The sequence below is a fragment of the Flavonifractor sp. An92 genome (assembly GCF_002159175.1).
Classification (GTDB): domain Bacteria; phylum Bacillota; class Clostridia; order Oscillospirales; family Oscillospiraceae; genus Pseudoflavonifractor_A.
The window spans coordinates 254,912-274,979 of the sequence record NZ_NFGZ01000001.1 but is presented as its reverse complement, the minus strand read 5'-3'; the positions used below and the strand labels follow the sequence as shown (position 1 = coordinate 274,979).

Here is a 20,068-nt window from a genome sequence, read left to right as displayed (position 1 = left end):
GGAGAGGGCCGCGCTGTCAAGAGGGGGTAAAGCGGCGCAGCACCAGGAAAAAGAACGCAGTGGAAACCGCGACGCCCATGGCGTTGAGGACGAGGTCGTTGAGATCAAAGCTGCGGTCCATCAAAGGCTGGATGAGCTCAATGGCCAGGGAGGTGACAATTCCCAGCCCCAGCGTCCTGCGCCAGGAGCTCCCCGGGCGGAAGAGGGGATAGAGCACCCCAAAGGGCAAAAACAGCAGGATATTTCCAAAGTTCTCCCAGCCGAAATTCCGGTAAAAGTCCAGCTGGAAGTCGTAGATAAAGGACAGCCACCGGTATCCCCCCTCGCCGGCCGGCCAGGGCATCTGGTGGTAAAAGAGGATGTAGTAGAGGTCGCCGATCATCTGGGAGAAGAGGGTCAGAGCGATGAGCGAGACCAGATACGCCGGGAACAGCGCGGCCAGCGCGGCGGTCCCCAGAGAGCACCCCGGCGCGCGGCGCCGCTTGTAGAGGAGATAGCACAGGAAGGTCACCAGCGCGATGGGGATCATCTGCATAAAATTTCCCAGGTAGGTGGAAAAGAACAGGTACTGGAAATTCATCTGGTCGGGAAAATACATGGGATCGCCTCTCTTTCCGGTATTGTGGGTCCTCATGTCTATCATACCGGATGATAGCGGGCCCGGCAACGGCCATTTACAGAAAGAGGGGGCTGGTCCTGGATTCAGGACCAGCCCCCTCGAATGACCGGGGTGGAAAACTCAGCACTCCTGCTTCATGGCGCGATATCCGATCAGCACCGTCCAGACATAGGCGCAGGTCTTGGGGATCATCAGCATCCCGATCATGGGGATGGCGTCCGCCCACAGCACCACCGGGATGTAAAAGCCGAAGCTCAGCACGATGGTCAGCCACATCCAGCGGAAGGCCCGGTCCCCGTGCTCCCTGGCGCTGCGGTAAAAGAGCACGATCACCACCAGGCCCAGCAGGGCGAAGGGGATGTTGCGATAAATGCCCCAGGAGAGGGGGGCGTCGGCGCTGAGCCACTGGTTCTGCGGCATCATGCACAGCAGGACCCGCAGCCCGGCCAGGACGTACACCGCGGCAGTCAGGCCGCTTTGCCCTTTGATCTGATACCGCTGCCGCCACACGTAGTAGAGCAGCACATAGAAGATGGTCATGGTGACCGAGGTGATCCACTTGCCAAGCCCCAGGGGGACGGTGTAGTGTTCCAGGCCCGTGGTGCACAGGGCCACCGCCCGGGGGATCAGGTGGAAGGCGTCGCCCGCGCCCAGCACCACCGCCATGATGCCGAACAGACGGAACTGGCGGTTTCCGCGGCAGCCCCGGATCATCAGCACCCCGATGGTGAGGACCGAGATCAGATAGACGGCGTCAAACAGGGTTTCCATGATTGCCTGCATGGTTCATGCTCCTTTTTGTTCCAGATTTTAAGATTCAGAGGATGCGGCGAAGGCCGCCTTGCCGTAATTGCGGCCGAAGAGCAGCCCAGCCAGCAGAAGGGCGGCGCCCAGGCCGGTATAAAAGACGGCGATGAACCGCTCCGGGGCCAGGCCGCTGACCCGCAGGCCGATGCCGCCGCTCATCATCACCGCCATGATGACAAAGGCCTTCTTGTCAAAGAATTTCAGGAAGAAGTGCCGCTCTTCCAGATAGGCGGTGATTCTGGCGGTGTGTTTTTTCACCAGCTTTCCGAAGATCATCTGCTGGAAAACGGCAAATACCAGGAGGGAGAGCAGGTAATTCAGCCCGGTGCGATAGGCCGGGTAGGCCGTCAGGCCGATGCGCAGGATGTTGAAGCCCGCCGCGCTCCACACCAGACAGGCCAGAAGCAGCAGGGTATTCCGTTTGACTTTCATCGTTCGTCTCCTTTGCTGAACATAGTTCAAGTTGCCGGATAGAAAATTCCCACGGATGTGTGGGAATTTCAATAGAGGGTCCTGCGGACGATCTCCAGCACCGCTGTGGGGTCATAGTCCTGCCGCAGCAGCGCCGAGAGCATCAGGGAGAAGAGGACGTCCGCAAATTTCTCGACGGTGAAGGGCTCCGCGAAGGCGTCCGGCCGGATTCGGGCGTCCCGCCGCAGAACGGTGCGCAGCCCCTCCAGAATATGCTCCCAGGTCTGCTGCATCTTCCGCCGGCCGTCCGATTTCTCCTCTCCCAGAAAGCCCAGGGAGTGGAGGCTGAAAAAGCCGGGATACTGCTGGCAGCCGTACTCCATCCGCCCGTACAGCCAGGTGATGCAGGCCAAGGTGTCCTGAAACACGGCCCCGTCCTCCGGGCGGTGGAAGATCTCACACCAGACGCTCTCCACCGTGGCGCCCATCAGCGCGGCCTTGGAGTCAAAATAGTTGTAGATGGAGCCCACCGACACCCCGCAGGCTGACGCCACCGAGCGGATGTTGACGGCGGACCAGCCCTCCCGCCGGATCAGCTCCCGGCTGGTTTTCAGGATCTCTTCTTTGGATGTGACAGCGGGATTCATTCCATCACCTCAATCTGAACAATGTTCATTATAAGGATTTCTTACTTCCTGTCAAGTATATTCCGGGATTTTGTGTCTTCCTTGTCAGAAGGCCCGGTTCGTGGTATGATGAGACCATCAAATGAGGAGGTGTCCACATGCCCCTGCACATCGTGCGCAACGACATCACCACCATGAAGGTGGACGCCATCGTCAACGCCGCCAAGGAGAGCCTGCTGGGCGGCGGGGGCGTGGACGGCGCCATCCACCGCGCCGCCGGACCGGAGCTGCTGAAGGAGTGCCGCACCCTGGGCGGCTGTAAGACGGGGGAGGCCAAGCTCACCAAGGGCTACCGCCTGCCCGCCAAATATGTGATCCACACCGTAGGACCTGTCTGGCGGGGCGGGAGCCACGGCGAGCGGGACAAGCTGGTATCCGCCTACCGCTCCTCGCTGGAACTGGCCCTGGCCCACGGGTGCGAGACGGTGGCCTTTCCGCTCATCTCCTCCGGGGTGTACGGCTACCCCAAGGACCAGGCCCTCCAGGTGGCGGTGGACACCATCGGGGATTTTCTGACCGAGCACGACATGACGGTGTATCTGGTCATCTTTGACCGGGCGGCCTACACCATCGGGGAAGGGCTCTTTGCCGACATCGCCGCCTACATCGACGACCGCTATGTGGAGGCCCACACCGACGCCCGGGAGGAGCAGTTCCGCCGGCGCGTGGCCGCCGTGTCCGAGCCCGGTGCGCCGCTGGTGGAGAGCCAATGGGCTCCGGCCCCCTGCGACGCCGCCCCCGGGAGCCTGGAGGAGGCCCTCAGCCAGCTGGACGAGAGCTTTTCTCAGATGCTGCTGCGGAAGATCGACGAGCGGGGGCTCACTGACGCCCAGTGCTACAAAAAGGCCAACATCGACCGCAAGCTCTTCTCCAAGATCCGCTCGGATCTCCACTATAAACCCTCCAAGCCCACCGCCATGGCCTTCGCTGTGGCCCTGGAGCTGCCGCTGGAGGAGGCGCGGGAGATGCTCCAGAAGGCCGGCTTTGCCTTTTCCCACGCCAGCAAGTTCGACATCATCGTGGAGTACTTCATTTCCCGCCGGAATTACAATATCTTTGAGATCAATGAGGCTCTCTTCGCCTTCGACCAGAGCCTGCTGGGAGGTTGACACGATGCCCCGTACCAACGTGACACAGATGCCCTTTTCCAAGCTCTATCCGCTTCTGGTGAACAAGGCGGAGAAGAAAGGCCGCACCCGGGCGGAGGTGGACCAGGTGACCACCTGGCTCACCGGCTATACGGCGGAGGACCTGGTCCGCCTGGAGAAGTCCGACACCAGCTACGGCGACTTTTTCCGCAGCGCCCCCAGGCTGAACCCCAACCGCACCTTCATCACCGGCAAGATCTGCGGCGTTCGCGTGGAGGAGATCGAGGACCCGCTCATGCGGGAGATCCGATACCTGGACAAGCTGGTGGACGAGCTGGCCAAGGGAAAACCCATGGAGAAGATTTGCAGAAACGGATAGACCTCAAATGAAAAAGAACCTGCTTTATCGAATCGCCATCCTGCTGGCCGCCGTAGGCCTGCTCCTTCTTCTGGCCGTCATTGGGTCCGGGGCGGCGTATCCCGACCTGCGCTTCCGCATCGGAGCGCCTCTGGGCCTGTCTCTCATCTTTGCCAGCCTCCTGCTGCTGTTCATCTGCTGGGTGTGGGAAATCCACGACGGGATCAAGGGGAAACAGTACCTCTGGGCGGCCATCCTCGCGATCCTTGGATGCATCGTGATCGTCCGAATCCTGATCCGGCTCTGATCACTTGTCGCCTGGCAGGCGACCAATTTGATCAAAAATCCCCCTATACTGTGTCTGTAAACCAAAGGACACAGAATAGGGGGATTTTTATGCGAGCGAATTTGACGGAACTGGTCTTTCTCCTGGACCGCAGCGGCTCCATGCAGGGGCTGGAGGGGGACACCATCGGCGGCTTCAACGCCATGCTGGAAAAACAAAAACAGGGGCCCGGTGAGGCCTATGTCTCCACCGTCCTCTTTGACGACCGCTCCGAGGTGCTCCACGACCGGGTGCGGGTGGAAGAGGTGCCGCCCATCACCGGCAAGGAGTACTATGTCCGGGGCTGCACCGCCCTGCTGGACGCCGTGGGTGGGGCCATCCATCACATCGGGAACGTCCACAAGTACGCTAGGCGCGAGGATGTGCCGGAGCACACCCTCTTCGTCATCACCACCGACGGCATGGAGAACGCCAGCCGCCGCTACTCGGCCCAGCAGGTGAAGGAGATGATCCGGCGGCAGCGGGAGAAGTATGGCTGGGAGTTTCTTTTCCTGGGGGCCAACATCGACGCGGTGGAGACGGCGGGGTCCCTGGGCATCGCCGCCGACCGGGCGGTGAACTACCACTGCGACAGCGCGGGCACCCGTCTCAACTACGAGGTGGTGGGGGAGGCCGTGGCGGCCGTCCGGTGCAGCGCCCCGCTGGATGCGCACTGGAAGGACGCCATTGAGGAGGACTTCCGCAAGCGGCAGAGCGACCGCCGCTAGGTCACATCTGGCCCTTCCACACCCGGGCCAGGATGTCCTTGAGCACCAGCAGGGCGTCGGTGTGGTTGTAGCCGTAGTCCACCCGCAGCTGGGTGAGCATCTCACGTAACGCGGGGGCGTAGTCGTCGATGCGCACCTTCTGGTGATAGGTGGCCAGCGCCGGGTACTTCTTGCTCCACACCTTGTTCCAGTCGATCCGGGCCTGGGCCTCGTCGCTGACGCTCTCGATCATCTGCTGGGCCTGCTGCTCGTCAAAGTCGTACTCGATCAGCTCGTCCAGGGTCATGTGGTAGAGCATGGCCAGCCCCTTGGATTGGCGTATGTCGGGCAGGGTCTCGTTGGTCTCCCATTTGGAGATGGTCTGGCGGCTGACCCCCAGCTTTTCGGCCACGTTCTCCTGGGTCAGCCCGCTCTTTTTCCGGGCGTGGTACAGACTGCTTCCCAAACTCATGACAGGTCCCTCCTGAAGCGGCAGATTCTGCGCTTAGTATACCGTTCCGGGCGCCGAAAATCTACCAAGGAAAACCGCCACTTTCGCCCGGATTCCTGACATTTCCATGCCCTCTCGCTCATCGAGCGGGAGTTGGAGCAAAACCCGAATGACCACAAAAAGCCCGGAGTTTCGGAATTTCAGAAACTCCGGGCCTTTTTGCCTTTATACCAGCTCGCCCGCCTGGATGCGGCGCTTCAGGTCCCGTACATTTGCCTCGATCCGGCTCAGAACGGCGCGGAACACGGCGTCCTCCTGGCCGCTGGGGTCGTCCAGGCCCCAGTCCTCCCGGTAGGAGCAGGGGAAGGTGGGGCACTGGACGTTGCAGCCCATGGTGACCACGATATCCACCGCCGGAAGGGCGGAGAGGGGCTTGTTGTACTGGGTCTGCGCCATGTCGATGCCGTAGATTTCCTTCACCAGACGCACCGCGTCGGGGTTGATTTGGGCGCTGGACTCGGTGCCGGCGGAAAAGCTCTCAAACACATCGCCGGCCAGATGCTTTCCCAGGGCCTCCGCCATCTGGCTGCGGCAGGAGTTATGGACGCAGAGAAAGGCCACCTTGGGCTTCTGGGGCTCGGCGTGGTCCCGGTCCGCCGCCTCTATGTGGTGGAAGATTTCGGCGACGACCTCAGATTTTGCGTCCGCGTAGTTCTGCACATAGGTCCACGTCTGACGCGCAAGCTCCTGCTTGGCACAGGCGTAGCGCTCCCGGTCCTCCGGATGGCTTCTCAGCCAGTCCCGGAAGCGGAGCATCCGCCGGGCTTCTTCACAGCCGGTGGAAAAGACGTGGAGGTTCACCGCCGGATTGCTGCCTTTGAGCATCCGGTGCTGGTACCAGTCCGGCTCCCGGATGCGCAGCACATAGCCCGCCCGCTCCAGGGCCGGGACATACCGCTCCTCCGCACCGGCATCCTCCACCAGAAGCAGAATGTCCAGAATCAGCTTGGCACACAGGCCGGGCACGGAGGTGGAGCCCACATGCTCCACCGTGATCGCCTCACCCCGCAGGGCGTCCATAATCTTCTCCTGTTCGGCCAGATACTGCTCCGGCCAGGCGGGGTCATAGGCGTGCAGTGTGATGGTCCCATTCCGTTCTTCCACAGTTCCGATGGTGACCTCTTTCAAATATTCGTCAGACGGCATAGTCGTCTCCTTTCTGTGACAGTAAGGTGTATATTTTAATTGGTTAGCGGATTAACGGGGGCTTTTCCCAGACGGCGGCCTTCTTTGTGGATCAGATAGAGGTAGGCGGCCAGGGATACGATCCCGTCAAAGGCCATGCCAAAGCCAAACAGGAGCGCGATCCCGGTCAGAGAGGGGATCCAAATTCCACTGCGGTAGAGGAGGAAGGCACCGCCGTAATACAGCGTATTGGTGACAATGGACTCGAACAACATATAATTGGTTTTCCCCAGAGCATAGAACACCGCATCAAAGATGTTCTGGAAGGCGTATACCATGTAAAAACCCAGCAGGAGCAGCACGAGACGGAACAAGGTATCCACATCGGTATAACCCAGAACATACTGCATGAATGGCTTCCAGATGGGGATGGAACAGACCCACAGGGCACAGATCAGACCAGTGAGAGCGAAATATCCCCGCGAGCGGGTTTGCAGGGAGGCAGGGTTTGTGGAAATCTCCTGTTTGATCACCTCTGCGAGCTGCGTCACCGGCAGCAGAAGCCAGCCCCAAATGAAGTTATTGGCCACCCAGTAGATGCCTTGCTCCTGGACCACATTCACCATCCGAACGACCATGAGCATATAGGCTATATTGCGCACAAAGGACTCCAGACCGGAGAGACCTCCGACTTTGAAAAACTCCCGCATCCAGGAAAAGGAGAGCTTTCCACGGGCAAAGATCGAAACGCCCTCTCTGGACAGCATCCAGAGGGATACTGCAAGCAAGAGCAGGTTCACCGTGAGATTCGAATACCCGATCCCGTTGACGCCCAGGTGGAGGGAAAAGGGGAGCGCTGAGGTCAGCAGGGTATCCAACACGATGCTCAGGATCAACCTGGTTCCGGTCAGAAGATAGAGCGCCTTCACCTGACCCAGCGTCACCAGGGCCACCAGTGCGAAAGAACCCAGCATGCCGAAGCTGCTGGCGATGCTCTCCAGGCGGATGTAGGATGCGCATCCCTCCAGCATCGCGGGCTCCACCGCCATCCAGCGCAGCAACGGCCGCACCGCACTGCACAGAAACAGGGAGAGCGCGGCATACAGGCAGGCAGTCAGGAGCAATCCGCTTCGGACCCGGTTGGAAAAGGAAGGTTTATCCGTTACCGCCTGCCCGAGGAAGAAAAACAGAGGGAGGAGCACCGCTTCCTGGAGGATCTCAAAGATCAGATTCACCCAGCCGAGCTGGCCTGCAATGGAATAGGCCCACGGGTCCGGCATCTGCCCTAAAAAATGAATGCGGACTGCGGTGTACACAGCGGGACAGAGGCCCATGACTAGTAGGGAGATATAGAGGCGAGTGTTGATGACGCCGAACACAGTCTGCCGTTTCATCTCATCCAGCCCTTTCTACTAGAGAAAGCCGGTCAGTCCGGTTTCTTCTGTTCCTCGTGGGGGATGGTGATCTTCTCCACCTGAAGGTGCCCGTCGGCGAGCTCCGCCACCATCATGGTGATCTCCTGGTGGAAGCGCCGGGGGCCGCAGGAGCCGGGATTGAGCCAGAGGATCCCGTCCTTCTCCTCCTGCACATACTTGTGGGAGTGACCGAACACCACCACATCCACGCCGCTGAGGTCCGCGGGGAGCTCCCGCTTGTTGTGGACCATGCAGAAGGTGACCCCGTCCAGCGTGACCGTGAGGTCGTGGGGGATGTTCTCCGCCCAGCCTCGGTCATTATTGCCTCGGACCACGTAGAGGGGCGCGTACTGCCGCAGCTCATCCACGATGTCGGGCTTATGGATGTCGCCGCCGTGGAGAATGGCGTCGGCGGTTTTCAGATGTTCCACCACCTCGGGCCGCAGCAGACCGTGGGTGTCGGAGAGGATCGCGAGCTTCATAACAGCCTCCTATCACCGTTCGATGCGGCGGATCTGCTCCAGATCGCCGCTGCACAGGGCCTTCAGATTGCGGAAGATGACTTCCGGGGACCAGTCCCACCACCGGAGTTTGAGCAGGTATTCCGTCAGCTCCGCATCAAAGCGGGGCCGGATCACCCGGCAGGGATTGCCCGCCGCCACGGTGTAGGGCGGGATGTCCGCCGCCACCACGGAGTTGGCCCCGATGATGGCGCCGTCGCCGATGTGGACGCCGGGGAGGACGGTGACGTTCTGCCCCAGCCACACATCGTTGCCCACCACCGTGTCGCCCTTGAAAGGCAGCTCCTCCAGGGTGGGGGTACACTTCTCCCAGCCGTGGGCGAAGATGTTGAAGGGATAGGTGGTGACCGAGGCCATGCGGTGGTTGGCCCCGTTCATCACGAACTCCACGCCCTTGCCGATGGCGCAGAATTTCCCGATGATGAGCCGGTCCCCAATGAATTCGTAGTGGTGGGTCACATGGGCCTCGAAGTCCTCGCCGCCGGTAGCGGCATCGTCGTAATAGGTATAATCCCCCACCTGGATGTTGGGGCGGGTGATGACGTTCTTGATGTAGCAGACACTGGGGATGTGCTCGTTGGGGTGGACTGCGTTGGGGTCTGGACCAAACATAAGAGGACCTCCTTTAGCGATGGGGATTCTGGGCCTGGATCTTCCGATAGAATGCGCGGGCGTTTTCCAGGTCCTGTGCATTCGGATGCCCCTTGGCGATACCGCCTACCAGCTTGAAGGGGCCGAAGGTGTCGTAGCCCTTGCAGCCGAATTGGCCCAGCACCGGGCAGCCCTTCTCCGCGGCGATCTCCGAGAGGGCTTTGGTGCTGCTCCCGTCGCCTCCGCCGTAGGTGCAGACGAAGAACACCGGCTTGCCCTGCGGGAGGTACTGCCGGGCGAAGGCCAGGACGCTCTCCTGGAATTTCCCAAAATAGACGCCCGAGGCGAAGCCGATGCAGTCGTATTCCTCCAGCCGGACGGCCTGCCGGGTGGTCACATCGAGGAGGTCCACCTCGCCCTCCCGGGCCATGGCCTCCAGCACTTTCCGGGTGTTCCTGTGGTGGCGGGAGTAGTAGCAAATGGCAGTTTTCATGCTTCCTCCAGTTTCCAGCCGAAGTCGTTGTGGTAGATCATCTGGCGGGTCATGCCGCCGTCGATGCAGATGTTCTCGCCGGTGATAAAGCCCGCCTTGTCCGAGCAGAGGTAGAGCACCATGTTGGCGATGTCCATGGGATGGCCCACCCGCCCGGCGGGCTGCTGAGTGGCGTCGGGGCCCTCGTAGACGGTGTAGTCGGTGTCGATCCAGCCGGGAGAGATGGAGTTCACCCGCACTTTGCCCCGGAGGCTCACCGCCAGGGCGTGGGTCAGGGCGGAGATGCCGCCCTTGGCCGCCGTGTAGCTCTCAGTCTGGGGCTGGCTCATGCGGTCCCGGGAGGAGGAGATGTTCACGATGGCTCCGCCGGGGGCGAAGTAGGGCGCGAAGAGCTTGGCCAGGTAAAAGGGCGCAGTGACGCCCACCCGCAAAGCGTAGTTGAACTCCTCATAACTGCAAGTGTCCAGGCCCTTCATCAGGGGCAGGGCGTTGTTTACCAAAAAGTCCACGTGGCCGCAGTCGGCGATGACTTTTTGGGCAAATTCCTCCAGCACGGCCTGGTCGGCCAGATCGCCCACGAAATAGTCGTTGGGGAGGAGGTCGATGACGCACACCCGGGTACCCTCCTTTTGAAAGGCCTCCGCGATGGCTTTGCCGATGCCCCGGGCGCCGCCGGTGACGACGGCAACTTTCTGTTCCAACATAGTATTTCCTCCTCAGTCCGCATCCTCGTCCAGCGCCTCCACCAGGAAGGTGACCGGGCGGAAGCCGTCGTTGCAGGAGAGCATGGCGGAGCGGGGATTTTTCATCCAGCCGTCGTAGAAATCCGCGGCCCCGTGGCTCAGGGCCAGTACGAAGGGGGAGAGGGTGTCCCAGGCACTGGGACAGAAGCCCTCCGGGCGCTCCCAGCCGTTGGCGACAAAGACCTGTCCCACCTCCAGATCGCAGGCGTGGGAGATGGGGTTTTCATACTGAGCCATCAGGTCCTCGTATCGGGTGATGCGCATGACGGTGATCTTACATTTTTTCATATAAGGATGCCCTCACAGTGGTCGATCTCGTGCTGGATGATCTGGGCGGTCCAGCCGGTGAAGGTTTTCAGGCGCTCCTGGAACTTCTCGTTCTGCCAGCGTACCTTGATGGACTTCCAGCGCTTGGCCGGACGGGTACCGGTGAGGGAGAGGCAGCCCTCCTCCGCGTCATAGGGGCCGGATTTTTTGATGATTTCCGGGTTGAACATGACCATATAGCTGCCCTCGTTGTCAAACACGATGACGCGCTTGTTGACGCCGATCATGTTGGCCGCCATGCCCACACAGCCCTCCTTGTGGTGCTCCAGGGTCTCCAGCAGGTCGGCGGCGAGGGGCAGATCGTCGATGGTGGCGGGCTCCGCCTTCTGGGCCAGAAACGCCTCGTCTTTGCAGATATCTCGAATCATGGTCGCTTCTCCTTCTGAGTGAATACCGATATGATAGCACAGGTTTGGCGCGCGGGCCAGTTCATTTGCACGGGGCGGTCTTGGCCTGCTCCACCACCTTCTGATAGGGGCCAATGATGTACTGGTTCATCTGGCCCTTCATCTTCTTCTGGACCGACGGGACTGCCAGCAGGGCGCCCACCAGCTTCATCTGCAGGATGCGCTTTTTCTGCTTCTGGGGGAAGTCGTAAATGCCGTGCTCCTTATAAAACTTATGGTCGGCCTTCATCATCCCCTGCATGACGTAGATGAGGTCCCGGAAGATCTTCATGCCGCCCACGCCGTAGAAATTGGCCGGGCGGGACAGCTTGTGCTCCAGCGCGAACACCAGGGCGTCGGCCAGGGTCTGGAGATCGTAGGCGGTGTCCCCCTCATCGGTGGCCACGCCGCACAGGTAGTTGCCTCCCACCTCGCTGCGGCCCTCCACGATCATGCGCAGGTTGGGTTCATACCGATAGTCGCCGCTGATGAGGTAGGCGATGGGGGTGCCGTGGGTGACGGTGCGGTGGCCGTTGCAGAACTGCCGGTCGTCAAAGCACTTGAAGCTGGAGTGGGTGTAGTGGTCCGAGATGGGAAAGGCGTAGACGAAGGCGTCGGCATTCTGGATTTGAGTGCGCAGAAAATCATCGAAGCCGTCTTTGTAGACGCACTTCCCGGTGATGGCACAGCCAAAGCACCCGAGGCAACCACCCGCAAAGGGAAACTCCCGCAGGTTGACCACCCGGCTCTCCAGCGGGAGGGCGGCGCGGAAATCCGCGATCATGTGCCGGAGGTTTTCATCCTCAGGGGCGCAGTTGGTGACGATGACCACATCCCGGTCCCCACGCTTGGGGACGGAGGGGAGCACGGGCTGGTAGACCGGCCTGTCCCGCCGGGGCGCCCGGACGGGGGGCGTGACGAAGAGGCTGTGCTCACAGGAGAAGATCAGCTGGTCAAAAAAGCCGTGCGCCTCCTGCTGGCCCTGCTCGGTGAGCAGGTCGTCCATGTCGGCGGACAGTCCCCGGACCACCTTCATCCCCAGGTCAAAGCAATTTTCCTCCACATAGCGGTGGGCGGTCACGTCGTAGAAGTGCTTGGAGGTGGTGATCTGGGAGGCAAATTTTCCGGAGAGGTCCACGCCGTCGGCCTTGATGAGCTCGATGAGCCGGTGGAGCTGGTAGGGGGCGATGAAGGTGTAGACCGGGTAGCAGAACAGGAGCAGCTCCGCCTGCTCCAGCTGGGCGCGCAGCGGGGCAAAGTCCTTTTCGTAGCTTTTGATGCGCTGGCCCACCGGGACTACGGTGAAGGTGTGTTCCGGGTGCAGGGCCTGCAAGTAGAGAGCGGTGTGCACCGTGGTGGAGTTGGGCCCCTTGGGGCTGGCGTTCAAAACAAGGATCTTCATGGTCGTTCCTCCTGTTCACATCTGTGCTCAGTATAGCACAGGAGGGGAGGCGCTGTCTTTCCTGTCTGCGCGCTTTTTCCTTTTAAATGTAGCAAGAGGGGAAGCACTGTTCCGTTCCACGAAATTGTGCTAGAATAGCATAAGAACAAAGGCCATATCGCGTGACGAGTTGGGAAGGGATCCTATGCAGACAAACGATGTGCAAAAGAAGCGTTTTTATCTCAGATGGCCCTGGAATGTGGTGGTTTATGTCGCCTTGGTGGTGGTGCTCCGCCTCTTTTCCATCCCGTTTATCCTCTTGATCATGTGGTGGAACAAGAAGCAGCAGCCCGACGGCCCGGAGGAGGGCTATTGCCTCCAGCGCACCCGGGGACAACTGCGTGGACTGATCCCGGCGGGGATCTTTCTCCTGGTGGGCGCGCTGCTTCTGGGCTTCTTTTTCATGGGGCGCGCCCTTCCGGAAGAGGTGGCCCGCCTGGATGAGGAGAGCCTCCTCGCGTATCGATTCAGTCCGTTTTTGGGCGCGATCGCGGCTTTTATTGGCCTTGTGTGGGCCTTCCTGAGCCTGAGGGACGCCCTGTACCCGGAGAAAAGTGCCCTGGCCCAGTCCATCCGCAGCCAGCTGCCCTACCCGGACGAGGCGCCCCCGGTGAAGGAACTCTTCGCCATGGTGGACCGGGACTTAAAGGAGAATGGCCAGTGGATCGGCCGGCTGGGCGTCGGCAAGGAGTGGGTGCTGGGGGACGAGGCCTCCGCCCTCTCCCGCATCCGGGGCGTCTTTGACCGGGTGGAGCGCCGGACGTCCCACAGCGGCGAGCGGACCCGGGTGACCTACCTCTATGAGCTCTGGATCATCGACGACCGCCAGCAGCAGCAGAGCACTACTCTGCGCTCCAAGAAAGAGGTGGAGGAGGCCGTGGAGTGCCTGCGCAAGCGGGTCCCCGCCGCCGTCTTTGGGAAATACGACTCCAAGGAGTACCGGGATCTGCTCCACGCCGACGAGGAGCAGTGGTATCGCCTGGAGCGGGAATACCGCCAGAGAAAGGCCCGGGTGGAGGAGCAGACCCGGGAAGAAGAGGACCGTCTGGCCCAGAATCAGGTGCTCACCCTGCCCGACGGCTCGGTGACCTCCCGCATCACCTGGGACACCTTGCGGGAATGGCTGCTCCGGCCCAGCCGGACGGGGGAGAGCGGCCCCTTGCAGATGGTGCCCGGCATCCCCTTCCAGGGAGAGGGGCGGCCCTTCAGCCGCCTGGTGTGCCTTCCCGGCGGCGCACAGGGGCTCACGCGCATCTTGCTGGAGGAGGACTCCGGTTCTCCGCGGGAGCCCGGCCGGTACGCCTGGACGCGGGACGTCACGTTCGGTGAGGCGGAGCGGGTGCTGCGGGGGTGGCTGCGGGGGGAGATCCCATCCCTGAAGGACTGGACGCGCATGGAGCGCGCCGGCCGGACCTGGCAGCCAGCACCGGAAGAACGGGAACGAGCGGACGGATGAGGAGGCCGGGATATGGGACAGTTTTTCAGCGACGCGGTGGAGCGGGCCTTGCAGTACATTTATTATGATCTGAAGGCACGACGGGGCCGGGAGGGCTTTCAGCTGCTGGAGGAGGCCGCGGCCGCCGGAGACGCGGATGCCAAGTGCCTGCTGGCCCGGTGTCTGTACGGCCCGGAGTACACCTGGCCGGGACACGATTTTCCCGAGGACGAGAGGCGGGGCGACGACCTGATGCGTCAGTCGGTGCTGGGCGGCAGCGCCCTGGGGGCACTGATCGCCCTGCGCTGCGGTGTGATGGACCAGCAGCTGGAACAGAGCATGCCCCAGACGCTTCAGAAGGCCTTCGATCAGATCCTGGCCAAGGCTGAGCGCGGCGAGCCCTTCTGCCAGATGGTGATTGGAAACGTCTACTACTGGGGGGACTTTTTCCGCATCCAGAAGAAGGACCAGAAGAGCTTCGACAGCGACGACGCTTTCCTGAGCTACGCCCGGGAGAATATCTCCCGCTGTGAGGACTGGCTTTGGCGGGCCATCCGCAGCGGCATCTCCGCGGGAGGCCTCAATCTGGCCTGGTTTTACTGGGAAGGGGAGAAGGGGCTGATCTCGCCCCGGCCGGAGAAGGAGGCGGAGGTGTACCGCTACGGGGCGGAAAAGGGCTATCCGGACAGCCAGTTTTACTACGCCAACGACCTCTACGGAAAGGGGGAGAAGGCAGAGGCCTTTTCCTACTATCGCAGCGCCGCGGAGGGCGGGGAGCCCCGGGCTTTCTTCTGGGCGGGGTACTCCTATGAGCTGGGCGAGGGAGTTCCCAAGGACCCGGAGCGGGCCGCCCGGTACTACCAGCAGGCCCTGGAGGCGCCCATTCGCGAAAAGGGCAACCCTGCCAACCGACTGGGGATGTTTTACTACGACGGCAGGGGCGTGGAGCGGGACTACGCCAAGGCCTTCCAGCTGCTGAAATGGGCGGAGAACAACGGAAGCCCCGCTATGCTCTACTACCTGGGGGCCTGCTACGCCAACGGCCAGGGCACCCGGCAGGACTATGAGACGGCACGGGCGTACCTGGAGAAGATCGACTGGAACTGTCCGCAGGGGTTCTACCTGCTGGGGAAGATGTACTGCAACGGCCTGGGCGTGCCGGAGGATATCGCCAAAGGCGTGGACTATCTCCAGAAGGCCGGAGAGCTTGCGGAGGCCCGGGAGGAGCTGAAACACTATAAAAAGACCTTCTTCGGCGGCAAGTGGGTCCGGCGCTGAGAAGCAGAAAAGAGCGGCAGCTCTGCCATGAAACTGGCAGAGCTGCCGCTTTTGATTTGGGCTTATGGATGGGAGGAATCCTGGCAGGGCGACTGGAACTGGGTCAGATATTCCGAGACCGACCGGGTCATCTCCCGGGAGAAATCCGAGTTGTACTTGCGATTGCAGAACGCGGCACACCAGTCCTCATAGGTGCGCGGGCCGGCCTTGTAGCCCAGCATGTCCCGCAGCTCCGCGCCGTCCATAGAGCGGTAGTGGTTCTCGTGGACGATGTGCTCCAGGGCGCAGCGCTGGGGCTTGGGGCGCTCCATCTGCTGCTGAGTGGGCCAGCCCAGCACCAGCATGGCCACCGGGAACACATACTCGGGCAGGTGGAGCAGGCGGCGCTGCTCCTGGCAGTTCTCCATAATATCGCCGATGTAGCAGGAGCCGATCCCCAGGCTCTCGGCGGCCACCACGGCGTTCTGCGCGGCGATGACCGCGTCGCTCACCGCCAGCATGAGGTCGCCCACACCGGGCAGCCGGGGCTGGCACCCGGCCTCCCGATAGGCGTCGTGCCACTTCTTACAGTCGGCGCAGAACACCAGGACCATGGGCGCAGCCGCGATAAAGGGCTGGTGGTCGCAGGTCTCCGCCAGGGCGGCCTTCAGGGCGGGGTCGGTGACGTCCAGAATGGTGTAGAGCTGCTGGTTGCCCGCGGTGGGGGCCTGACAGGCGGCCTCCAGGATGAGTTTGCGCAGCTCGTCGGGGATGGGCTCCTCCCGGTAGGCCCGCACCGACTTCCGATTCCAGAGACTCGTCAAGATTTCATTCATGTTTATGCAGACCGCGGATGGTCGGTCCTTCCTCCTCTTCTTCCAATTTCATGCAGAGCTTCCATCCGGACTAGAGATTGGCAGTGTAGATGGCGGCCGCCGCGCACAGCAGCAGCACGCCCAGAGCCAGCCAGGGCGCCAGGCGGTCCATGGTGGAGCGGATGTGCAGCAGGCGGTTTTCCAGGCCCACGCTCCGGTCCTGGAAGCGGAGATAGACCTCGTCCAGCAGGACGGCGGCCTGGTTCTCCCCCAGGGAAACCACGGCATATTCCTGGGCAGCAGAGGCCGGGTCCGGGACGCGAATGGCCTGTTTGCCCACCAATGCGGCACATTCCGCCTCAGAAAGTCCCATGCAGTACCGCAGGTAAAACGCGGCCCGCGCCTTCAGCGGAAGGGAAAAGACCGCCCAGAGGCTGTCGCCCAGAGGGCCGGGGAAGGATTTTGAAAGCTGCTCCCGCTCCGGGCGGCGATGGGGCTTGCGCAGGTAAAAATCCCCGCAGACCTCCAGGATCTGCCGGACCAGAAAGCGCCGCAGCTCCTCTGGTGAGAGCGGGGGAGCGGTGCGCGCGCCCAGCCGCAGAAATACATGAAAGGTGCAATGATATGCATTGCGGGAGCTGGGAACCAGCAAAAAACACAGGCGATAGACGTCCTCGTACCAGGACTGAAAGAGATCGTCGAACTGAGGGCAGGTGAGCGCCATATCCTTGAACATCCTTTCCAGAGCGAAGCTGAAAAAATTTATTCAATTTCCACAACAAACATTTGTGGAAATCGCGATTGTCAAAACAGAACGGGTATAGATGTGGGGAAAAATGGAGATAGATACCTGGAAGAAGGCTCTGTGAGCTGCCAAAACAAATGCCTCTGGTACAGAGACAATGGGGCAAAAATGAATTTCCAGTGAAGATACACTTGCAAAATAGCTGGATTCTATGATATGCTCAATTTACACATAATTCTAACACAATTCTGCGGAACACACAAGGAAGGGATGCGTGGACTGCAGAGTTAGTTTTATGTACATCCAACTGCAAAGATTGAAGAAAGAAGGCGAAGCAATGAAAAAGCGAATTCTGTCCCTTGTTTTGGCCGGTACGCTGGCGCTGTCCCTGTTCGGCTGCTCCGGCGGGGGCGGCGGCGGCGAGGGCGGCGGCGGCGCTGCCCAGGGTATGTATCCCGGCACCTCCGAAGCGGGATCCATCCGCGTGGAATGCTCCACCATGTCGGTTATGAATCCCATCCTCATGACTTATGCAACCGAGTTCGCCGTGGCCCGGCACTGCTGGGACGCTCTGGTGAAGCTGGACGAGAACAATCAGGTCATCGGCGCCGCGGCTGAGAGTTGGGAGTCCGCTCCCAACGCCGAGGGCGTGGAGGACATGATCTGGACCTTCCACCTGCGCGAGGGCGCCAAGTGGGTGAACAGCCAGGGCGAGGTTGTGGGCGACGTGACCGCCAATGACTTTGTCTTTGCCTGGAGCGAGCTGCTCAACCCCAACAACGCTGCGGAGTACTATGCCTTCGCCACCATCTTCAAGAACGCCCAGGCCTACTATGACTACGCCTCCGGCGTGGAGGGCGCTCCCGAGGTCACCCTGGATCAGGTGGGCTTCTACGCCGCCGACGACTATACCCTGGTCATCGAGCTGGAGAATCCCCTGCCCTACCTGCTGCAGTACCTCAAGTTCGAGGTCATGACCCCCATCTACCAGCCCTTCTATGAGGAAGTGGGCGCCGAGAACTACGGCACCTCCCCCGACAAGCTCCTCTACAACGGTCCCTTCCGCATGACCGAGTGGACCCTGGAGAACAGCATCACCACCGTGAAGAACGACGAGTGGTATGACGCCTCCAACGTGAGCCTGAAGGCCATCTACTGGGACAAGTACACCGACTCCAACACCAAGCTCAACGCCTTCCAGACCGGCGAGATCGACGTCATCGACATCACCGGCGAGCAGCGCGCTCAGTTCGAGGCTGAGGGCTATCCCGTCAACAACTGGATCGCCGGCTACAGCTTCTACTTCTACTGCAACAACATCCAGGAGGAAGATCTGGCCAACTACCCCGGCGCCAAGCTGTCCGACGCCCGCAGCATCAACCTGCGCAAGGCCATCAGCTACGCGGTGGACCGCCAGCAGATCATCGACACCGTCTTTAAGAACGACAACGAGCCCTCCCCCGCCTTCTCCCTGGGCATCTCCGGCGTGAGCGCCGAGACCTTCGGTGAGGCCGTGGTGGCCGCCAACAACGGCCAGCCCCTCTACAACCCCACCGCCGACGTGGAGAAGGCCAAGGAGTACCTGGCCCTCGCTCTGGAGGACCTGGGCTACACCGACGCCAGCCAGATCAAGATCTCCCTGCTGACCAGCGAGGGCTCTCAGAATGAGCTGTTCTCCCAGGTGGTGCAGGAGCAGCTGCGGCAGAACCTGGGCATCGAGGTGGGCATCGACGTGGTCACCATCACCGAGGCCCGCGCCCGCCGCAACGCCAAGAACTACGACCTGTTCATGGGCGGCTGGGGCCCCGACTATGACGATCCCATGAGCGACCTGGACCTGTGGACCAGCACCAACGGCAACAACCACACCGGCTACGCCAGCGAGGAGTACGACGCCCTCATCGAGTCCACCAAGGCCGAGAGCGATCCCGCCGCCCGCGAGCAGCTCTTCGTCCAGGCGGAGCTGATGCTGGCCGAGGACATGCCCTTCATCCCCATCTACTGGCGTCACGAGGACTATGTGGTCAGCGAGAAGGTGGCCGACGGCCTGATCCGTCTGCCCTTCCAGTACTACAACCTCATCTACACCACCCTGGCTCAGTAAGCCAGATAGCGGGCAAATTTGGATAACAGGAATCACGGTGATGACCGGTCTCCGTGCTGTGATTCACCCAAACCCGTATTTCGGGGCATAGCCGCCCTATGACCGGCCGTCCGGCTTTGATACCGGCCGGGCCTTGGAATCCGCGATTCCACTTGATGCGCCATGCGGTGCGGGAGTTTCTATACCCGCCCGCATGGCGCTCCTCTGTAAGAATCTTAGAAGGAGGGAGATCCTTTGCTGCGCTATGTGTTGAAGCGTATTGCCTACGGCATTCTGACGCTTTTCGTACTCATTACGCTGACCTTTTTCATGATGCGCGCCCTTCCGGGCGATCCCTTTATCGGCGACAAGACTCCGTCGCCCACCACCCTGGCCAATATGGAGGCCAAGTACGGTCTGGATAAGCCCCCGATCGTGCAGTACTTTATTTTCCTGGGCAACTGTGTCCGGGGCGACCTGGGCGTCTCCATCAGCTACGAGAACCGCTCGGTCAACGAGATCATTCTGAGTTCCTTCCCCATCTCCATGGACCTGGGAGCACGGGCCATCCTCTTCGCCATGATCGCAGGTATCCTGCTGGGCGCGGTGGCCGCCGTGAAACGCGGCAGCATTACCGACTCGCTGTCCATGTTCATCGCCATTGTGGGCGTGTCGGTGCCCAGCTTCATTCTGGGCGCACTGCTCCAATACTTCCTGGCCGTGAAGCTCCGGCTGGTGCCGGTGCAGGGTTGGGGCACCTTTGCCCAGACCCTGCTGCCCTCCTTCGCGCTGGGCATGAGCTCCCTGGCCACCATCTCCCGACTGATGCGCACCAGCATGCTGGACGTGCTCAGCCAGGACTATATCAAGACGGCAAAAGCCAAAGGTTTGTCCCAGAGCATGATCCTCTGGCGCCACGCGCTGCGCAACGCCATCATGCCGGTCATCACCATCATCGGCCCCACCGTGGCCGCCGTGTTCACCGGCTCCTTCGTGGTGGAGAGTATCTTCAACATCCCCGGTCTGGGCAAATACTTTGTTACGAGTATCAAGGATAAGGATTTTACCATGATTTCCGGTACGACGATCTTCTACGGCGCGCTGCTGATCCTGTGCACGCTGGTTGTGGATCTGCTCTACGGCGTGGTGGACCCCCGCGTCAAACTGGAGGACTGATCG

24 protein-coding genes and 1 pseudogene are annotated in these 20,068 nt (G+C 61.2%); 8 read left to right on the top strand and 17 right to left on the bottom strand.

What is annotated here, in order from left to right; all coding sequences use genetic code 11:
• Positions 1-16 precede the first annotated feature (16 nt).
• From B5G43_RS01430 to B5G43_RS01415, 4 genes are all read right to left on the bottom strand, one after another.
• Positions 17-598: a VanZ family protein gene (locus B5G43_RS01430; protein ID WP_158097324.1), complete on the bottom strand. Its 582-nt coding sequence runs from the start codon at positions 596-598 to the stop codon at positions 17-19.
• Positions 599-739: 141 nt separating this feature from the next.
• On the bottom strand, positions 740-1,402 hold the full coding sequence (locus tag B5G43_RS01425; RefSeq protein ID WP_087258215.1) for a hypothetical protein: 663 nt from the start codon (positions 1,400-1,402) through the stop codon (positions 740-742).
• A gap of 27 nt (positions 1,403-1,429) precedes the next feature.
• Positions 1,430-1,858, bottom strand: coding sequence for a hypothetical protein (locus B5G43_RS01420; RefSeq protein WP_087258212.1), 429 nt, complete (start codon positions 1,856-1,858; stop codon positions 1,430-1,432).
• A 68-nt stretch (positions 1,859-1,926) separates the two neighbouring features.
• Positions 1,927-2,484, bottom strand: a complete 558-nt coding sequence (locus B5G43_RS01415) for a TetR/AcrR family transcriptional regulator (RefSeq protein ID WP_087258209.1) — start codon at positions 2,482-2,484, stop codon at positions 1,927-1,929.
• Positions 2,485-2,621: 137 nt separating this feature from the next.
• Here B5G43_RS01415 and B5G43_RS01410 point away from each other — a divergent pair, with 137 nt between their 5' ends.
• The 4 genes from B5G43_RS01410 to B5G43_RS01395 all read left to right on the top strand — a co-directional run bounded on the left by B5G43_RS01410 (position 2,622) and on the right by B5G43_RS01395 (position 5,022).
• Complete coding sequence (locus B5G43_RS01410) at positions 2,622-3,632, top strand: O-acetyl-ADP-ribose deacetylase (protein WP_087258206.1); 1,011 nt, start codon at positions 2,622-2,624, stop codon at positions 3,630-3,632.
• Positions 3,633-3,636: 4 nt separating this feature from the next.
• Positions 3,637-3,990, top strand: a complete 354-nt coding sequence (locus B5G43_RS01405) for a DUF2200 domain-containing protein (protein WP_087258203.1) — start codon at positions 3,637-3,639, stop codon at positions 3,988-3,990.
• Positions 3,991-3,997: 7 nt separating this feature from the next.
• Complete coding sequence (locus tag B5G43_RS01400) at positions 3,998-4,276, top strand: hypothetical protein (protein ID WP_087258200.1); 279 nt, start codon at positions 3,998-4,000, stop codon at positions 4,274-4,276.
• Positions 4,277-4,365: 89 nt separating this feature from the next.
• The gene (locus B5G43_RS01395; protein ID WP_087258197.1) at positions 4,366-5,022 is read left to right on the top strand and encodes a vWA domain-containing protein; all 657 of its coding nucleotides are present in this window, start codon (positions 4,366-4,368) and stop codon (positions 5,020-5,022) included.
• Position 5,023: 1 nt separating this feature from the next.
• Here the strand turns inward: B5G43_RS01395 and B5G43_RS01390 are convergent, their stop codons facing one another.
• The 11 genes and pseudogenes from B5G43_RS01390 to B5G43_RS01340 all read right to left on the bottom strand — a co-directional run bounded on the left by B5G43_RS01390 (position 5,024) and on the right by B5G43_RS01340 (position 12,515).
• Positions 5,024-5,473, bottom strand: coding sequence for a helix-turn-helix transcriptional regulator (locus B5G43_RS01390; protein WP_087258195.1), 450 nt, complete (start codon positions 5,471-5,473; stop codon positions 5,024-5,026).
• A 204-nt stretch (positions 5,474-5,677) separates the two neighbouring features.
• On the bottom strand, positions 5,678-6,118 hold the full coding sequence (locus B5G43_RS01385; RefSeq protein WP_275532309.1) for an arsenate reductase ArsC: 441 nt from the start codon (positions 6,116-6,118) through the stop codon (positions 5,678-5,680).
• 18 nt (positions 6,119-6,136) lie between these two features.
• Positions 6,137-6,658: pseudogene (locus tag B5G43_RS01380) on the bottom strand (GrpB family protein); the annotation flags it as partial.
• Between the two features lie 35 nt (positions 6,659-6,693).
• Positions 6,694-8,016 (bottom strand): MATE family Na+-driven efflux transporter, encoded by a 1,323-nt coding sequence (locus B5G43_RS01375; RefSeq protein WP_206404993.1) that lies wholly within the window; start codon positions 8,014-8,016, stop codon positions 6,694-6,696.
• A 47-nt stretch (positions 8,017-8,063) separates the two neighbouring features.
• Positions 8,064-8,534 carry a metallophosphoesterase family protein gene (locus tag B5G43_RS01370; protein ID WP_087258192.1) on the bottom strand — a complete coding sequence of 157 codons (471 nt, stop codon included), beginning with the start codon at positions 8,532-8,534 and terminating at the stop codon, positions 8,064-8,066.
• Between the two features lie 12 nt (positions 8,535-8,546).
• Entirely contained in the window at positions 8,547-9,185 is a 639-nt protein-coding gene (locus B5G43_RS01365; protein ID WP_087258188.1) for a Vat family streptogramin A O-acetyltransferase, read from the bottom strand.
• 13 nt (positions 9,186-9,198) lie between these two features.
• Positions 9,199-9,657, bottom strand: a complete 459-nt coding sequence (locus B5G43_RS01360) for a flavodoxin family protein (protein ID WP_087258185.1) — start codon at positions 9,655-9,657, stop codon at positions 9,199-9,201.
• Complete coding sequence (locus B5G43_RS01355; RefSeq protein WP_087258182.1) at positions 9,654-10,361, bottom strand: SDR family oxidoreductase; 708 nt, start codon at positions 10,359-10,361, stop codon at positions 9,654-9,656. Before B5G43_RS01355 ends, B5G43_RS01360 begins: the two co-directional genes overlap by 4 nt.
• Before the next feature lie 12 nt (positions 10,362-10,373).
• Positions 10,374-10,688 carry a TIGR04076 family protein gene (locus tag B5G43_RS01350; protein ID WP_087258179.1) on the bottom strand — a complete coding sequence of 105 codons (315 nt, stop codon included), beginning with the start codon at positions 10,686-10,688 and terminating at the stop codon, positions 10,374-10,376.
• Positions 10,685-11,095, bottom strand: coding sequence for a peptide deformylase (locus B5G43_RS01345; protein ID WP_087258176.1), 411 nt, complete (start codon positions 11,093-11,095; stop codon positions 10,685-10,687). The genes B5G43_RS01350 and B5G43_RS01345 overlap by 4 nt, the downstream gene beginning before the upstream one ends.
• Before the next feature lie 61 nt (positions 11,096-11,156).
• On the bottom strand, positions 11,157-12,515 hold the full coding sequence (locus tag B5G43_RS01340) for an NAD(P)H-dependent oxidoreductase (protein WP_087258174.1): 1,359 nt from the start codon (positions 12,513-12,515) through the stop codon (positions 11,157-11,159).
• A gap of 238 nt (positions 12,516-12,753) precedes the next feature.
• Here B5G43_RS01340 and B5G43_RS01335 point away from each other — a divergent pair, with 238 nt between their 5' ends.
• Together B5G43_RS01335 and B5G43_RS01330 are read left to right on the top strand one after the other, a co-directional pair.
• Positions 12,754-14,010 (top strand): hypothetical protein, encoded by a 1,257-nt coding sequence (locus tag B5G43_RS01335; RefSeq protein WP_140397502.1) that lies wholly within the window; start codon positions 12,754-12,756, stop codon positions 14,008-14,010.
• 12 nt (positions 14,011-14,022) lie between these two features.
• The gene (locus tag B5G43_RS01330) at positions 14,023-15,267 is read left to right on the top strand and encodes a tetratricopeptide repeat protein (protein ID WP_087258168.1); all 1,245 of its coding nucleotides are present in this window, start codon (positions 14,023-14,025) and stop codon (positions 15,265-15,267) included.
• Between the two features lie 62 nt (positions 15,268-15,329).
• Here the strand turns inward: B5G43_RS01330 and B5G43_RS01325 are convergent, their stop codons facing one another.
• Together B5G43_RS01325 and B5G43_RS01320 are read right to left on the bottom strand one after the other, a co-directional pair.
• A complete protein-coding gene (locus B5G43_RS01325) occupies positions 15,330-16,082 on the bottom strand; it encodes a nitroreductase family protein (RefSeq protein ID WP_087258165.1) in 753 nt (250 codons plus the stop codon).
• Between the two features lie 70 nt (positions 16,083-16,152).
• Positions 16,153-16,785 (bottom strand): sigma-70 family RNA polymerase sigma factor, encoded by a 633-nt coding sequence (locus tag B5G43_RS01320; RefSeq protein WP_087258162.1) that lies wholly within the window; start codon positions 16,783-16,785, stop codon positions 16,153-16,155.
• A 358-nt stretch (positions 16,786-17,143) separates the two neighbouring features.
• Between B5G43_RS01320 and B5G43_RS01315 the strand changes: the two genes are divergently transcribed.
• Together B5G43_RS01315 and B5G43_RS01310 are read left to right on the top strand one after the other, a co-directional pair.
• On the top strand, positions 17,144-18,910 hold the full coding sequence (locus B5G43_RS01315; RefSeq protein WP_158097323.1) for a peptide ABC transporter substrate-binding protein: 1,767 nt from the start codon (positions 17,144-17,146) through the stop codon (positions 18,908-18,910).
• A 234-nt stretch (positions 18,911-19,144) separates the two neighbouring features.
• A complete protein-coding gene (locus tag B5G43_RS01310) occupies positions 19,145-20,065 on the top strand; it encodes an ABC transporter permease (protein ID WP_087258156.1) in 921 nt (306 codons plus the stop codon).
• Positions 20,066-20,068 lie beyond the last annotated feature (3 nt).

What these genes read in the sequence shown, in the direction of transcription:
- B5G43_RS01430 (WP_158097324.1), bottom strand. Translation starts at nt 598, where the DNA reads ATGTATTTTCCCGACCAGATGAATTTCCAGTACCTGTTCTTTTCCACC.
- B5G43_RS01425 (WP_087258215.1), bottom strand. Translation starts at nt 1,402, where the DNA reads ATGCAGGCAATCATGGAAACCCTGTTTGACGCCGTCTATCTGATCTCG.
- B5G43_RS01420 (WP_087258212.1), bottom strand. Translation starts at nt 1,858, where the DNA reads ATGAAAGTCAAACGGAATACCCTGCTGCTTCTGGCCTGTCTGGTGTGG.
- B5G43_RS01415 (WP_087258209.1), bottom strand. Translation starts at nt 2,484, where the DNA reads ATGAATCCCGCTGTCACATCCAAAGAAGAGATCCTGAAAACCAGCCGG.
- B5G43_RS01410 (WP_087258206.1), top strand. Translation starts at nt 2,622, where the DNA reads ATGCCCCTGCACATCGTGCGCAACGACATCACCACCATGAAGGTGGAC.
- B5G43_RS01405 (WP_087258203.1), top strand. Translation starts at nt 3,637, where the DNA reads ATGCCCCGTACCAACGTGACACAGATGCCCTTTTCCAAGCTCTATCCG.
- B5G43_RS01400 (WP_087258200.1), top strand. Translation starts at nt 3,998, where the DNA reads ATGAAAAAGAACCTGCTTTATCGAATCGCCATCCTGCTGGCCGCCGTA.
- B5G43_RS01395 (WP_087258197.1), top strand. Translation starts at nt 4,366, where the DNA reads ATGCGAGCGAATTTGACGGAACTGGTCTTTCTCCTGGACCGCAGCGGC.
- B5G43_RS01390 (WP_087258195.1), bottom strand. Translation starts at nt 5,473, where the DNA reads ATGAGTTTGGGAAGCAGTCTGTACCACGCCCGGAAAAAGAGCGGGCTG.
- B5G43_RS01370 (WP_087258192.1), bottom strand. Translation starts at nt 8,534, where the DNA reads ATGAAGCTCGCGATCCTCTCCGACACCCACGGTCTGCTGCGGCCCGAG.
- B5G43_RS01365 (WP_087258188.1), bottom strand. Translation starts at nt 9,185, where the DNA reads ATGTTTGGTCCAGACCCCAACGCAGTCCACCCCAACGAGCACATCCCC.
- B5G43_RS01360 (WP_087258185.1), bottom strand. Translation starts at nt 9,657, where the DNA reads ATGAAAACTGCCATTTGCTACTACTCCCGCCACCACAGGAACACCCGG.
- B5G43_RS01355 (WP_087258182.1), bottom strand. Translation starts at nt 10,361, where the DNA reads ATGTTGGAACAGAAAGTTGCCGTCGTCACCGGCGGCGCCCGGGGCATC.
- B5G43_RS01350 (WP_087258179.1), bottom strand. Translation starts at nt 10,688, where the DNA reads ATGAAAAAATGTAAGATCACCGTCATGCGCATCACCCGATACGAGGAC.
- B5G43_RS01345 (WP_087258176.1), bottom strand. Translation starts at nt 11,095, where the DNA reads ATGATTCGAGATATCTGCAAAGACGAGGCGTTTCTGGCCCAGAAGGCG.
- B5G43_RS01340 (WP_087258174.1), bottom strand. Translation starts at nt 12,515, where the DNA reads ATGAAGATCCTTGTTTTGAACGCCAGCCCCAAGGGGCCCAACTCCACC.
- B5G43_RS01330 (WP_087258168.1), top strand. Translation starts at nt 14,023, where the DNA reads ATGGGACAGTTTTTCAGCGACGCGGTGGAGCGGGCCTTGCAGTACATT.
- B5G43_RS01325 (WP_087258165.1), bottom strand. Translation starts at nt 16,082, where the DNA reads ATGAATGAAATCTTGACGAGTCTCTGGAATCGGAAGTCGGTGCGGGCC.
- B5G43_RS01320 (WP_087258162.1), bottom strand. Translation starts at nt 16,785, where the DNA reads ATGGCGCTCACCTGCCCTCAGTTCGACGATCTCTTTCAGTCCTGGTAC.
- B5G43_RS01315 (WP_158097323.1), top strand. Translation starts at nt 17,144, where the DNA reads ATGAAAAAGCGAATTCTGTCCCTTGTTTTGGCCGGTACGCTGGCGCTG.